Origin of the sequence: Cedecea neteri NBRC 105707 = ATCC 33855 (assembly GCF_001571265.1) — a bacterium.
Classification (GTDB): domain Bacteria; phylum Pseudomonadota; class Gammaproteobacteria; order Enterobacterales; family Enterobacteriaceae; genus Cedecea; species Cedecea neteri.
Genome location: NZ_BCTL01000022.1, coordinates 25,549 through 40,030 on the forward strand (window position 1 = coordinate 25,549; position 14,482 = coordinate 40,030).

At 50.0% G+C, this 14,482-nt stretch carries 11 protein-coding genes; 4 read left to right on the top strand and 7 right to left on the bottom strand.

The genetic code is table 11. The features are described 5' to 3' along the window. Positions 1 to 8: 8 nt before the first annotated feature. Together yqeC and yqeB are read left to right on the top strand one after the other, a co-directional pair. On the top strand, positions 9 to 767 hold the full coding sequence (yqeC, locus tag CNE01S_RS10350; RefSeq protein WP_061275733.1) for a selenium cofactor biosynthesis protein YqeC: 759 nt from the start codon (positions 9 to 11) through the stop codon (positions 765 to 767). Between the two features lie 42 nt (positions 768 to 809). Beyond that, positions 810 to 2,435 carry a selenium-dependent molybdenum cofactor biosynthesis protein YqeB gene (gene yqeB / locus CNE01S_RS10355; protein WP_061275886.1) on the top strand — a complete coding sequence of 542 codons (1,626 nt, stop codon included), beginning with the start codon at positions 810 to 812 and terminating at the stop codon, positions 2,433 to 2,435. A gap of 60 nt (positions 2,436 to 2,495) precedes the next feature. Here yqeB and arcC read toward each other — a convergent pair whose 3' ends face one another. From arcC to ygeW, 5 genes are read right to left on the bottom strand one after another with little or no spacing between them, the layout of a single operon-like run. After that, positions 2,496 to 3,428 (bottom strand): carbamate kinase, encoded by a 933-nt coding sequence (gene arcC / locus CNE01S_RS10360; RefSeq protein WP_061275735.1) that lies wholly within the window; start codon positions 3,426 to 3,428, stop codon positions 2,496 to 2,498. 12 nt (positions 3,429 to 3,440) lie between these two features. Beyond that, on the bottom strand, positions 3,441 to 4,856 hold the full coding sequence (hydA, locus tag CNE01S_RS10365) for a dihydropyrimidinase (RefSeq protein ID WP_061275737.1): 1,416 nt from the start codon (positions 4,854 to 4,856) through the stop codon (positions 3,441 to 3,443). Between the two features lie 51 nt (positions 4,857 to 4,907). Further along, complete coding sequence (locus CNE01S_RS10370) at positions 4,908 to 6,119, bottom strand: YgeY family selenium metabolism-linked hydrolase (protein ID WP_061275739.1); 1,212 nt, start codon at positions 6,117 to 6,119, stop codon at positions 4,908 to 4,910. A gap of 33 nt (positions 6,120 to 6,152) precedes the next feature. Beyond that, complete coding sequence (gene dpaL / locus CNE01S_RS10375; protein WP_061275741.1) at positions 6,153 to 7,352, bottom strand: diaminopropionate ammonia-lyase; 1,200 nt, start codon at positions 7,350 to 7,352, stop codon at positions 6,153 to 6,155. Positions 7,353 to 7,412: 60 nt separating this feature from the next. Then, entirely contained in the window at positions 7,413 to 8,600 is a 1,188-nt protein-coding gene (gene ygeW / locus CNE01S_RS10380; protein ID WP_061275743.1) for a knotted carbamoyltransferase YgeW, read from the bottom strand. Positions 8,601 to 9,052: 452 nt separating this feature from the next. On the opposite strand from ygeW, the gene CNE01S_RS10385 reads away from it, so the two are divergent. Further along, a complete protein-coding gene (locus tag CNE01S_RS10385) occupies positions 9,053 to 10,837 on the top strand; it encodes a sigma-54 interaction domain-containing protein (RefSeq protein WP_061275745.1) in 1,785 nt (594 codons plus the stop codon). A gap of 860 nt (positions 10,838 to 11,697) precedes the next feature. Here CNE01S_RS10385 and CNE01S_RS10390 read toward each other — a convergent pair. Beyond that, positions 11,698 to 12,069, bottom strand: a complete 372-nt coding sequence (locus tag CNE01S_RS10390; protein ID WP_169799406.1) for a LuxR C-terminal-related transcriptional regulator — start codon at positions 12,067 to 12,069, stop codon at positions 11,698 to 11,700. Positions 12,070 to 12,668: 599 nt separating this feature from the next. Here CNE01S_RS10390 and CNE01S_RS10395 point away from each other — a divergent pair. Then, the gene (locus tag CNE01S_RS10395) at positions 12,669 to 13,202 is read left to right on the top strand and encodes a winged helix-turn-helix domain-containing protein (RefSeq protein ID WP_061275749.1); all 534 of its coding nucleotides are present in this window, start codon (positions 12,669 to 12,671) and stop codon (positions 13,200 to 13,202) included. Between the two features lie 413 nt (positions 13,203 to 13,615). Here the strand turns inward: CNE01S_RS10395 and metQ are convergent, their stop codons facing one another. Next, on the bottom strand, positions 13,616 to 14,440 hold the full coding sequence (gene metQ / locus CNE01S_RS10400; protein ID WP_061275751.1) for a methionine ABC transporter substrate-binding lipoprotein MetQ: 825 nt from the start codon (positions 14,438 to 14,440) through the stop codon (positions 13,616 to 13,618). Between the last annotated feature and the right edge of the window lie 42 nt (positions 14,441 to 14,482).

Below are 14,482 nucleotides of genomic sequence, written 5' to 3' on the forward strand. Positions count from 1 at the left end.
AAAACATAATGGAAAATATACCTCAGCTGGACACACTGTTTTGTGATTTAAACGTCACCGCAAACCCGTTGCTAATTTCTGCCGTTGGGGCTGGAGGGAAAACCAGCACTTTATTATGGCTGGCGAGGGCATTTCAGCAGGCCGGGCGGCGGGTTCTGCTGACTACCACCACGCATATGTACCTGCCGCAGCACCTGCCTGTTACCTTCTGTCGCGATCCTTTAGCTTTACCCTCTGAGGTATGGCAAAGCCCTCTACAGGCTTGTTTCTCGGCCTGGTTGCCCGAGGTAGGTAAGGCCAAAGGCTTCACTCCCGCACAGCTTGATGACCTGCTGACCGCAAGAAATGTCGATGTTGTGCTGGTAGAAGCTGACGGCGCTCACGGTTTTGCCATAAAAGCGCCAACCAAGCACGAACCTTGCATCCCTTTATCCTGTTGTTGCGTAGTTGCTGTAACGGGCGCTGACATGCTCGGAAAAGCCCTTGGGCCAGCGACAGTCCATCGCTGGCCACTTTTTTCTCGCATAACCGGTGCCGACACGGGTGACAAGCTCAATTGGTCCATGCTGCACCGCCTGATTCAGCATTCAGAAGGGGCGTTTAAAGGAACACCGCCGGGATGTCGACGGATCTGGCTGCTTAACCAGCTTTCTCAAAATGAGAATTTACAGCAAGGTGAGCTGTTGATAAGTGAAGCGGTAGACGCTATCTGGGCCGGTTCGGTACAGGATAGCCCGGCAATTACGCGCAGACGAGTGAGGAAGTGACTCCATACCGGGGTAATGAAAGGATATCCATTTGAGGTTGTTATGAATATTTTCTCAGAAGCTGCAAGACTGGAAGAACAAAACCGCCCCTTTGCTTTGGCTCAGATTGTCGACAGCAGAGGGTCCACGCCACGGCATTCAGCCCAAATGTTGATCCGCGATGATGGCAGCATCCTGGGAACTATTGGTGGCGGCATGGTAGAGCGCCGGGTCATTGATGAGGCGTTGGAAGCATTAAATGAAAAAGCCTCGAGAATGTTTCATGGCCGCATGGCGCGTAGCGGCAACGACGCGGTAGGCTCTGACTGCGGCGGTGCAATGTCAGTATATATCAGCGTTCACGGCCTTCGCCCGCGATTAGTACTGATTGGCGCAGGGCACGTGAACCGTGCAGTCGCCCATAGTGCCGCGCTTCTGGGATTTGAAATCTCGGTGGCAGATATCTATCCGGAAAGTCTTAACCCCGCATTTTTTCCACCTTTAACGCAGCTACTGCATGCGGGTACCTTCAGTGTTGCGGTAGAGAAACTTGCGATTCGGCAGGATAATTTTGTGCTGATTGCTACCAATAATAAAGACCGTGAAGCATTAGATCGGTTGATTGAACTGCCAGCCGCCTGGCTGGGGCTGTTGGCCAGCCGTCGTAAAGTGCAGGTTTTTCTACGCCAGCTGCGAGATAACGGCGTGGAGGAAGAAAAGATTGCCCGCTTACATGCCCCGGTGGGCTATGACATTGGCGCAGAAACGCCGAATGAGATTGCTATTAGCGTGATGGCCGAGATCCTACAGGTTAAAAATCAGGCTCCCGGCGGGTTGATGATGGGCACGGACACGCCGTCACGGCCGCTGAGAGTGGTGATTCGTGGAGCGGGAGATATCGCCACCGGCGTGGCGCTGCGGCTATGGCACGCGGGCTTTAAGGTCATCATGCTGGAAGTTGAAAAACCTACGGTTATCCGCCGTACCGTGGCGTTTGCTCAGGCGGTATTTGACGGTGAAACGACGGTTGAAGGGGTAAGTGCGAAACGTGTCGCTACGGTGCAGGAAGCGCTGCGTATTGCTGAGAATGGTGCGATTCCGGTTCTGATCGACCCGCTGTGCGAATGTCTTCATGAGCTGCAGCCGGGCTGTGTGGTAGATGCCATTCTGGCGAAAGAAAATTTGGGTACGCACCCGGGGCTAGCTCCGGCAGTTATTGCGCTTGGCCCTGGATTTAACGCCGGGCAGGACTGCCACGCGGTGATTGAAACCAACCGTGGTCATTGGCTTGGGCAGGTCATTTATGAGGGCCGGGCGCAGGAAAATACCGGCGTTCCGGGCAATATCATGGGCCACACCTCACGGCGGGTAATTCGCGCGCCGGGCGCTGGCGTAATGCGTAACCGGGTGCGGCTGGGTGATGTTGTCAGTGAAGGTGATGTGATTGCGCTCGTCGGCGAGGTAGAGATCCGCGCTCCCCTGAGCGGTATGGTTCGCGGACTATTGAACGATGGGCTGGTGGTGGATACCGGCTTCAAGATTGGTGATATCGACCCACGTGGTGAGAAGGCGGATTACACCAGCGTGTCGGATAAAGCCCGAGCGATTGGCGGCGGTGTACTTGAGGCGTTAATGACCTTAATGAATCAGAGCGTGAAGGAGAAAAAAATGCTGCTGACGGTTGCCTGATGTGGCTTTGCTTATCCGGTCAACGCGATGATACGTAACGCGTTGACCAGATAAGTTAACTTATCCCTGAATGACGGTTCCGGTTTTACCTTCAATTCCTTCTTTTGCTTTGCTCAATACGGTAATCAACGCCTTACGACCGGGACGTGAACGGGCAAACGATGCTGCGGCCTCCACCTTCGGCAGCATTGAACCTTTCGCGAAATGCCCTTCGGCAATAAACTGTTCGGCATCGCTCAGCGACAGATTATCCAGCCACTGTTCGTTCGGCTTGCCAAAATTGATAGCCACTTTTTCCACCGCTGTAAGAATAATCAGCATATCGGCATCAATCATTGCCGCCAGCCTGGCACTGGCCCAGTCTTTATCGATAACCGCACTTGCTCCTCGCAGATGGTTACCTTCGCGGATAACCGGGATCCCACCGCCGCCGGCGGTAATCACTACGTGGCAGGCATCCATCATGGCTTTAACCGTTTCTTTTTCAATGATATCAATCGGTTTTGGAGAGGCGACCACTCGACGATAGCCGCGACCGGCATCTTCTTTCAGCACATAACCCTTTAGGGCAAGCTGGTCGGCCTCTTCCTTGTTGAAAAACGAACCGATAGGTTTGGTTGGGTTGCTGAACGCCGGATCGTTGGCATCCACTTCAACCTGGGTAATCAGCGTTGCCACGGGAATATGCATATTGCGCGACAGCAGTTCTTCACGCAGCGCATTTTGGAGATCGTAGCCAATGTAGCCCTGACTTAGAGCCACGCAGACCGACATTGGCAGCATCGGCGTATGTGCATCCGTTTTGGCGGCAGCTTCGAAGGCCAGGTTGATCATTCCTACCTGCGGCCCATTCCCGTGCGTGACGACCACCTGGTGCCCTTGAGCAATCAGATCGACGATGGCCTGGGATGTTTGTTTCACGGCCTGCATTTGCCCGGCCAGATCCTCGCCTAAGGCATTGCCGCCGAGGGCGAGCACAATTCTTTTACTCATGGATTCCTCACTTTAGGATGCATTGCTGCGCATTGATAAATGCGCGGCAGAAAAGGGGGCCCGGCGCAGGAAACGCCCCTGACCTGCGATGCCGGTGAAACTGCCGTTGTTGAAAATTACCCGGCCGTGAGACAAGGTCTGACGAATGTAGCCCTGGCAGACAAAGCCTTCCCACGGTGAATAGTCCGCGTTGTCATGCAACATTTCATGGCGGATAGTCGTGCTCCGACGTGGATCGATAATCACCACATCGCCATCTGCCCCAGGCGCCAGACGCCCTTTTTGTGGCCACAGGCCAAAAAGTTTTGCAGGGTTGGCGCTGGTGAGCGCGACAAAATGCTCCGGCGTTATTCGCCCGGTCATTACGCCGTGCGAGAACAGCAGCAACAGGCGGTTTTCTACACCCGGCAGGCCGTTCGGACAGCGGCTAAAATCACCGCCGGAAAGATGCAGCCGCTGCGCCATAGAAAACGCACAGTGGTCGGTAGCCAGCACGTCAATTTGCCCCCCGGCAATACCGCACCACAGCGCGTCGTTATTGCTGGCATTACGCAAAGGTGGGCTGAGCAGATACTTCAGCGCATCCTCACGTTCATAGCAACGGTCATCCAGCAGAAGGTACTGCGGGCAGGTTTCTACCCACACCGGCTGGTGGCGCGAACGGGCAAGACGCAAGTATTCCAACCCCAGGCCATTAGAGAGATGCACGATATACAGCGGCGCATTACCCGCTAGCTGGGCGAGATTGATCATGCGAGCGATGGCTTCCGCTTCACATTCTAACGGGCGGCTAAGCGCGTGATAGCGGGGGGCGGTGTTACCGGCTGCCAAAAATTCGGCGCGTTTGCGGGCTATCGCAGCGTCATTTTCAGGGTGAACGGTGGCCAGTGCCCCGGCGCGATGCAGATGACGCAGCGCCTGAAGCACTTCATCATCGTTGAGTTTGTATTGATAGGTGAGATAGAGCTTGAAGCTGCTGATTCCTGCTTCAACCATCATTGGAATTTCATCGAGGATGGCGTGGTTAATATGCTGAATCACGCCGTGAAAGCTGTAATCGATAACCGCTTTGTAGGCGGCGTAGCCATGGTAGGTTTCAAGCTGATGGCGCAACCGGCAGCCCACCGGACCAAAGCCCATATGATCAACAATAGTGGTTGTGCCGCCGCAGGCCGCCGCGCGAGTGCCGGTAAAAAAGTCGTCGCAGCTGCGGGCCAGCCCGGTATCAATATTAAAGTGAGTGTGAACATCCACGCCGCCAGGCATCACATAACATCCGCTGGCATCGATAATTTCGCAGGGCTGCTCCACGGTGATTTCGTCGATATTATCGGCAAGCTGGCTAACCAGGCCATTCTCAATGAGTAAGTCCTGTTTTGCCTGGCCGTCAGCGTTGACCACAATGCCGTTTTTAATCAATACGCGCATAAAGAACTCCAGACTCCCGCCGCGAACGACGGGAGGAATAACGAGGCAGAATTACTCGGTTGCCAGCCAGCTCAGTGGAATGGAGGCATACATCGCAGCACAGGTCACCAGATGTGATTTCCAGGTTTTTTCATTAGGCGCGTGGGCTTCTGGCTCTTTGCCAGGGCCAAAGCCAATGACCGGAATGCCGTGGCGACCCATGATAGACACACCGTTGGTAGAAAACGTCCACTTATCGACTACCGGCGCTTTGCCGAACAGCCCCTCGTAGGCATTGCTTAACGCCCGGACGGTAAAGTGGTTTTCTTCGACTTTCCAGGTTGGGAAGTAGCATTCGGTTGGGTATACCAGGCCAGTCCATGATGGGCGATCGTAGTGATACATTGACACGGCTGCGCCCGAGTTTTGTACTGCCGGCAGGGCACGTATTTCTTCCAGCGCACCCTCCCATGTTTCACCCCAAGTCAGACGACGGTCGATAGACACCGCACAGCTGTCAGCAACCGCGCAGCGGCTAGGGGAGGTGAAGAAAATTTCAGAAACGGTCAGCGTGCCTTTGCCGAGGAACTCATCATTACCCAGATTGTGTGAAAGCAGCTGTAATTCATTAAGGATTGGACCCATTTTGAAAATGGCATTATCACCGCGCTCTGGCGCAGAGCCGTGGCAGCTGACGCCTTGCACATCGACACGAATCTCCATACGCCCACGATGGCCGCGATAAATTTGGCAGTCGGTTGGCTCGGTACTGACGACAAATTCAGGGCGGATGCCGGACTGTTCAATGATGTACTGCCAGCACAGGCCATCGCAGTCTTCTTCCTGCACAGTGCCGGTAACCAGCAGGGTATATTCGTCTTCCAGACCGAGATCTTTGATGATTTTCCCGGCATAAACCATCGATGCCATACCGCCTTCCTGGTCGGACGCGCCGCGACCGCCAATCAGCTCATCGGTTTCCATCCCCTGATACGGATCAAAGCTCCAGTTTTTGACGTTGCCGATACCCACGGTATCAATATGCGCATCCATTGCCACCAGGCGCGGACCGTGGCCGATATAGCCCAGCACGTTGCCCATTGGGTCAATTTCTACCTTGTCGAAGCCGACTTTCTCCATCTCTTCTTTTATGCGGTGAACGACGCGTTTTTCGTCGCTGCTTTCGCTCGGGATGGCAATCATATCGCGCAGGAAACGAGTCATGTCCTGCTGGTAGTGGTTTGCTTTTTCAAGAATCAATTTAAACGGAATATGCTTAGCCATGCCTATGTTCTCCAGTTCTGAATTTGTTGTGCATTACAGTGCGGCCGGGTGCTTACCCGCCCAGACGACTTCCCGATAGTGCTTCACGTCGGTGTCGCCTTCGGTGCTGATAACCAGCACGATGGAGTCGCTGTCCAGTTGCAGCTTGTTCATTAGCGCTTCGCGCTGAGGGTGGTAGTGAATGGCGGCCAGTGCACCCAGGCCGACAGCACCGGATTCACCGGAAATAACGCGCGGGTCGTGGCCGAGCGGGTTACCCAGGACGCGCATTCCAAGCGCGGCGACAGCGTCCTGGCAGGAGATAAACTGCGTAGAACAATTGCGCAGCAGCTCCCAGCCGAGCGGATTTGGTTCACCGCAGGCCAGACCGGCCATAATGGTGGCCATATCACCGCCGACGTTAACTATCTGACCTTTAACGCCCGAGCGATAAATACAGTCAGCCAGTTCCGGCTCGACAATGACTGAATGCAGGTTGTGGGCGCCGTAGACATCAGCCAGATAACCCAGCACACCGCCGGCCATGGCACCTACACCTGCCTGTAAGAACACGTGAGTAGGGCGGGCAATGCCCATCGACGCCATTTGTTCGACGGCCTCATCGGCTAGCGTGGCGTAGCCTTGCATAATCCAGGTTGGAATTTTGGTGTAACCATCCCAGGCGGTGTCCTGCACGACTTCCCAGCCGTTCTTCTGTGCGGTTTGCATCGTGAAGCGCACGGTATCGTCGTAGTTCATGTCGGTGACGATGCACTCGGCACCCAGACGCAGAATTGCGTCAACGCGCTCTTGTGCCGAGCCTTTAGGCATGTACACCACCGCGTTTTGCCCAAGCTGCCTGGCCGCCCATGCGACGCCACGTCCGTGGTTGCCGTCGGTGGTAGTGGCAAAGGTCATCTTTTCGGTGATGCGTGTTTTCAGATCTTCTAGCGACAGGTCATCGATATTCAGCTGATACTTTTCGCACAGCAGCTGGGCGATAGCATAGGAGCCTCCAAGCATCTTGAAAGCGTTCAGGCCAAAGCGCTGTGACTCATCTTTAACCAGAATTTTTCGCACGCCAAACAGCGTGGCCAGCTCGTTCAGGGCATACAGCGGCGTTGGTTTATAACCTGCTATTTTTTGATGAAAATGCCGCGCCTGTTGCGCCTGTTTGCGGGAAAACAAAGACGAGGTTTCACCCGTAAAAAAGCGGTTATCGGCGATATCCATTTTCAGTGAGAAGGCAGACATACTCTGTCCTTATTCGTCATGATGAAGCTGTAGAGCTGGCCCGCAGGCCAGCCAGAGAGTTTATTTAATGCGCTTTTGCGCTTCGCTGAGCAGCTCTTCGAGCAGTTGTCCCGGTTGGGCATATTTACGGCAGAGGATCATGGCGGCGATGATGTACGGCTTCCAGCTCGCTTCTTTGTAGGTCGCGATACGGTATTTTTCGAATACGGTATCGGCCACTTCACCTTCTTCACAGGAAACGCCGGTGATATCGGCAGGCAAGCAGTGCATATACAGCGCTTCGCCGTCGCGCGTTTTCGCCATCATCTCTTCGGTGCAGTGCCAGTTTTTGTGCTGGGCGTTTTGCGCCAGACAGGCTTTCTCCAGCGCTTTAAGGCCTTCATGATCGTTGGCACGCAGCAGTTCGGTACGCTGTTCCATCACCTGATAAGGCGCCCAGGACTTCGGGTAGACGATATCCGCATCGTTAAAGGCTTCGGCCATATCGGTCACCTGACGGAAACTGCCGCCGGAAGCTTTAGCATTGTTTTTCGCCACTTCAATCACGTCCGGGATCAGGTCATAGCCTTCCGGATGCGCCAAAGTGACGTCCATGCCAAACCGTGTCATCAGGCCGATAATGCCCTGTGGTACAGAGAGCGGCTTGCCGTAGCTTGGCGAATACGCCCAGGTCATGGCTATTTTTTTGCCCTTGAGATTTTCCAGAGAACCGAAATGTTCACGTAGCCAGGCAAGGTCGGCCATGGATTGCGTAGGGTGGTCGATATCACACTGCAGGTTAATTAGCGCAGGGCGCTGAGGAAGTACTCCCTGTTTGTGGCCGTCGTCCAACGCTTCACCCACTTCACGCATATAGGCGTTACCGGCCCCGAGGAACATATCATCACGAATCCCAATGGCGTCGGCGCAGAAGGAAATCATATTGGCGGTTTCACGCACCGTTTCACCGTGTGCAATCTGTGACTTTCCTTCGTCTAAATCCTGCTGTGCCAGCCCCAGGAGGTTTAGCGCGGAAGCATAAGAGAAGCGGGTGCGGGTTGAGTTATCGCGGAACACCGAGATACCCAGGCCGCTGTTAAACACTTTGGTGGCAATATTTTCGGCTCGCAGGGTCTTTAAAGCATCGGCCACGTCCAATACCTGTTTCAGTTCGTCAGGAGATTGCTCCCACGTAAGCAGGAAGTCTTTCTCATGCAGGCTGGAATTAAGCTTATTGATATCCTTAATCAGTTCGTTAACAGTTTTCATTTTTCAATCCTGGTAGTGAATGGCAGCTTATTAATTGCTGGTGGCAGTGCGCGGAGGCCAGCGTTGCAATTCAACTAACAATAAGCATGCCAACTCCAAATTAAAGTGGGATCGAACGTCTAAATGGCAGGGTTATGGGAGGGTGGTCACGAAATCAGGCTAACTGGATGGAATTTTCAGACATAAATTAAAGAGAGAAACTCGTTGTGCATGTATTTATACACCGATATTAAGGGGCGGAAGTTAAGTATCTGATGAGAAATTCTTCAAATTGATAAAATAGCACTCTCAATTATCATATTGATATGAAAGTGTGATGTTAATTCCAACTTTTCTTTAAGAACAGGAAAAGAGAATGTGCCTGCATCAATTATTGTCTGGCGCTGGGGTAGTATCATCAACAAACCCTCAATACGGTTGTTCACCCGGCATTGCTTTCAGTGAGTGAGAATATGACACCTTCGAATACGCCTTCTGTCTTGATGCAAATTCAGCCTACAATTCAACGTTTTGCCCGCATGCTTTCGAGCGTGCTTCAGCTAGAGGTTGAAATTGTCGACAATTCGCTGTGCCGCGTTGCCGGTACGGGAGCTTACGGAAAGTTTCTTGGGCGAAAATTAAATACAGATTCGAGACTTCTTCGTTACATTATTGAAACAAAGAAGGAAAAAGTGGTCACGCATTCACGCTTTGATCCGCTGTGCAAAGGCTGCGAGAGTAAAGAAACCTGTAAAGAAAAAGCCTTCCTTGGTACCCCCGTTATTTATCAAGAACAGTGCGTAGGCGTGATCAGTCTGATCGCGTTGACGTGTGACCAACAAGAAAGAATAAACGATAATATCACCGAGTTTTCCGACTATGTACGTCATGTTTCCTCTATATTTGTGTCTCGCTTACTGGAAGATCAAAGCGGTGGCGATAATATCCAAAAAATATTTCTAACAATGCTTGATAACATGGATCAGGGCGTTCTTGTCGTCAGTCAGGAACAAAAAATTAAGTTCATCAATCAGGCTGCCTTAAAAATTCTTGGAGTAAGCCAGGGCAATATTGTCGGGAAAAACATTAACTTTCGGCCTTTGACTTTTGCTCAAAACTTTATTCGTGGTCATATGCAGCACGTTATTTCTATTGATGATAAGAAAGAGCTGATTATTGGCCAGCTGCATGCCGTCCAGGATCAATGGCTATTTCTTATGGCGTTTCATCAGTCACACACTTCCGCCGATATTTCGACGCAGCAGGACGGGCCGCAGATTGAGCAGATGGTCGGAGAATGTCGCCCTATGCGGCAGCTAAAAAAGTTAATTAGCCGCATAGCACCTAGCCCTTCCAGCGTGATGATTGCCGGGGAAAGCGGTACCGGAAAAGAAGTTGTTGCCAGGGCGATACACAAGCTAAGCGACCGTAAAGATAAACCGTTTATCGCTATTAACTGTGCGGCCATCCCAGAGCAGCTGCTGGAAAGTGAGCTTTTTGGTTATGTAAAAGGGGCGTTTACCGGAGCATCTGTTAACGGTAAAACCGGGTTGATTCAGGCGGCAAATAACGGTACCTTATTTCTAGATGAAATTGGCGATATGCCATTAACGCTCCAGGCGAAGCTGCTGCGCGCGATTGAATCTCGTGAAATTCAACCGGTGGGTGCCAGCCACCCCGTACCGGTGGATATTCGTATTATTTCGGCGACCAACCAAAACCTTGACCAGTTCATCACAGAGGGTAAGTTTCGTGAGGACCTCTACTACCGACTGAATGTTATCCCGCTTCGGTTGCCGCCGCTACGCGAGCGTCAGGAAGATATTGAGCTGCTGATTCACTATTTTCTTCATCTACATACCCGTCGGCTTGAGCTGGTGTATCCCGGCGTGGCGCCTGAAGTGATAACGCTGTTAAAGCACTATCGCTGGCCGGGCAATATCCGAGAGTTAAGTAACCTAATGGAGTATTTGGTGAATGTCGTGCCGTCTGGGGAGGTGATTGACGTTTCCTTACTGCCGCCAAATCTGATCAACAGCGGGAAACTGAGCGATCGCATCGAACCGGCAATGCCTGCTTCACGCGTTATGGCCGCAAAAGAAGAAGAGGGCGTTACCGGGCTGGAGGAGATGGAACGGCAGATGATTCGTGATGCTTTAACCCGCTACAGTAATAAAAAACAGGCGGCAGACGAGCTAGGCATTGGGATTGCTACGCTGTATCGCAAGATAAAAAAATACGATCTAAGCCTCACGTAGATTGTGCGCTCTTCAGAAGCAGTTTATAGGCCATGAATCTGTATCTCTTACGTGAATTCTGACGCGTTATGGTGCTGTCAAAACCCCAGAATTCGCATAGCGCACGAATAATTAACTAATTCATTTGTAATTTTCTCACACAAAAAGCCAGGCATCCAGTACTGGCATCACCCAGGCGGTATATCTCGCACTCAGAATGCCTGGGTTACCGAGTTGAAAACCGTCGTGACCTTCTGATTTTCTGAATAATAAAAACCTCTGATTCCTCGATAGCGATTAAAGAATTACGGTTCGAGGAATAGAAGCTATAGCAAACGGTAAGGCCATAATGCCAGGAAGGCGATATGCAGAGGATATGGGTAGGATTAGTTCACATTCGATTTAACATAATATACATTATGCGCACCAGTGTGGCAATGGCTCTATTTAGAGGTTTAATTGTGGCTGATTATTCTGGCTGTACTTCTCTAGTCTGGCCGTTCGGTCAACGACTTGCTTTTCATGATGCTGAGTTTTCTATGGCTATACACTGCGTCAAAAATTCACCATGAGAAATCAATCCTAAATCTCCAGTGCAGCCACGCCCCCTCGGTCACGGTTTTCGACAACCTGGGCCTGAACGTCCACAGCATCGAATATCATCGCCACCCGGATACCCCAACAACGAACTCATCACCTGGCATACCTTTGACCCCCGCGGCTTCTTGACCCGCCGTGCCGATCCGCGTATCGACAAGGACGGACTGACAAATTCCACGAATATCACTGACCTAGTGTGCTTTGCTCGCCGGCCGTGGACAACGGCATTTCTAAGCCAGATGATGAATAAATCTGAGGACTTGTCAGTTACTCATGACCTGTTACTGCTTATAGATACCATCAGACTTTACCGAGCAAATAACCATGTCGATGATCAACAGTGATAAATCATTCATCGGCTTTAGTCCCAATTTCACCATTAATCTATTTCTTATACCAGATACGGTTTTGATGGAACAACCATCCTCCCTGGCGATTAAATGCTGTGTCTTGCCAGCAACCAGTTTTTTAATAATGAGCATTTGTCTGAATGTGATGTTATTTTCCACTTTTGCTCTACCCAGCGCGGTATCAATAAAAAAACGATTAATGTTTTCTATGCTATCCCGTTTAGATAGGCAGCGGGCATGAGAGTAAAGCATCTCTGCTGGAATATCATACACCATGATTATTTTTAAATTGTGCTCAGCCATTTTTCTGACGAGCTGATGGCTCACAGTCAACGAGTGTAAGGATATAATGTATAGTGAATATGTTCTACTGCTAAGCTCTTTCATGCATCTATTTATATCGAAAAAAAATATGGTGTCGACGCCATTTGATGTCATCTCTTCAACCCCTACGAGATAGAAGAAATCATCAGATATTATACAAGCTCTTTGCATGAAAACGCTCTTATTCTATTGATTGTTTAATTATGCTATGTTCATTAGCGAAATAAATGACATTATTTATCATCTTATGCCATTCAGCTGAGTGATAAATGATTACCCTAACATTTAAGTTGGCGTGCTTACTTAATGCTGTAATTCGTTGCTGATGTTTACTCGCTTTTCTTCTTGCCTGGGAATTATCTTACGAGGGCGTGGTGGCTATTTCCACTCTGGTGTGTCAGACTTTATGTTTATTTAGAGTTGTTAAAATATGTGTATTTTTAATCATATAAGTTAATGGTTAATCTAATGATACCTATGAAATATTAATTCATCTTATGTTTTTGATTTACATGCTGGCAACATGTTCTTAAACGTAAATGAACCTAAATGAGATTGGATTTGCTGGAGGATATGGAATGTCTGAGGTTATTTTAGTTAATCATCAGGTTAAATTTGAACCAAATCGCAATACCCTTTCATCGATGAGTTTACCGGAACGAAAAATCACTCTGCCCTCTTCTTCATCACGCTGTTTGAAGGTGTTGCTATCGAAACAGGGTGATGTTGTCACCATAAAGCAATTTCATAAACTTGTTTGGGAGAAGAACAAAACGATAGTTTCCGACAACACCATTTATCAGAATATCTCTATTATCAGAAAAGCATTGACTGCCGTAGGAGCAGATAAAAATATTGTTGAGACGCATACCCGACGTGGATGGTGTGTCCCTGAGTCGGTTCACGTGAGCATTGAAATAAAACAGGGCGGACTCGCTCAAATCAACGATGTTGTAGAAGAAAATAGCGAGCCCAGAACATTGAATTCTGACGTGGTGACGCAAGATGCTGCTAACCCGGATGATGTTAAACATAAAAGCATGCTGTATCCCTTATGTTTTTTATGGGCAGTACTGATATTGGTGCTGGTTTTATATGTTTACGTTCTGTGATCTTCAGGCTTCTCTCAAGCGGCCCGAGTAACGCGTTTTCGCCTGGATGATTTCGTGGTTGATAGCTTGTCTGCAGATCTTGAGTATTCCTACATTCTGCATTGACAGTTTCTTGATGCCCTTCTGACATGCTGAGTTATGAAATAGTCATGTCTGGAAGGGTATGTATGTGTAGAAAATTGATGTATTGGTTATTCTTGCTATGTTCGATGGTTGCGTTGAGCGGCTGCGTTTCGCTTTTTTAAACATCAGAGAAGCTCATGAAACCATTAATTATCCTGGTCGTATATTCATCCGTTTTTGCACTGACGGGGTGCCTGTCTGTGGGCACGCATCTGTTTACGCGATAGATGTCACGCTGCTGATGCAGTTATCTGAATAGGATCCCGAACATCGGGATCCCAACATAGCGTTTACCACCCTTTTACGGCATCGCCGTGATAAATTTCATCTGCGGCGGCGGCCACTTCATCGGTCTGGTATGCCTTCACAAGGTTTTTCACATTTTCGCTGTCCTTATTATCTTCTCGGGCAACAATAATGTTCACGTACGGCGAGTTTTTATCCTCAACAAACAGGCCGTTTTTGGCGGGAGTCAGCCCGATCTGACTGGAATAATTGGTGTTGATGATCGCGAGGTCGATTTTGTCATCATCAATGGCGCGAGTCAGCTGTGCGGCCTCCACCTCAACAATTTTCAACTGCTTAGGATTCTCTACAATATCCAGAGAGGTTGGCAGCAACCCTACATTATCCTTCAGTTTTATCAAACCTTGCGTTTGCAGCAGCAGCAGTGAACGCCCCAGATTCGTAGGATCATTAGGTACGGCCACCTGCGCCCCATCCTTCAGCTCAGACACGGATTTAATTTTGCGGGAATAACCGGCGATAGGATAAACAAAAGTATTGCCCACAGCGGCTAACTTATAGCCACGTTCTTTTATTTGCTTCTCCAGATAAGGACCGTGCTGGAAGGAGTTTGCATCAATATCGCCGCTGCTCAATGCGGAGTTGGGTAAGACATAGTCAGTGAAAGTCACCACTTCTACGTCAAGATTGTATTTTTCTTTTGCGACCTTTTTGACGGTATCCCAAAGCGGCTGATCGATACCGGCGCTGATACCCACTTTAATATGGTTCGCATCCTGTTTAGGACCACAGCCGGTAAGCAGCATGGCTCCAGCCAGTGAAGCAGCCAGTAGAGAGATTTTTACAGTATGTTTTATCGCCGAATGCATAAATAACGTCTTCCTTAAACCAATAAAAACAGCAAATTTGAA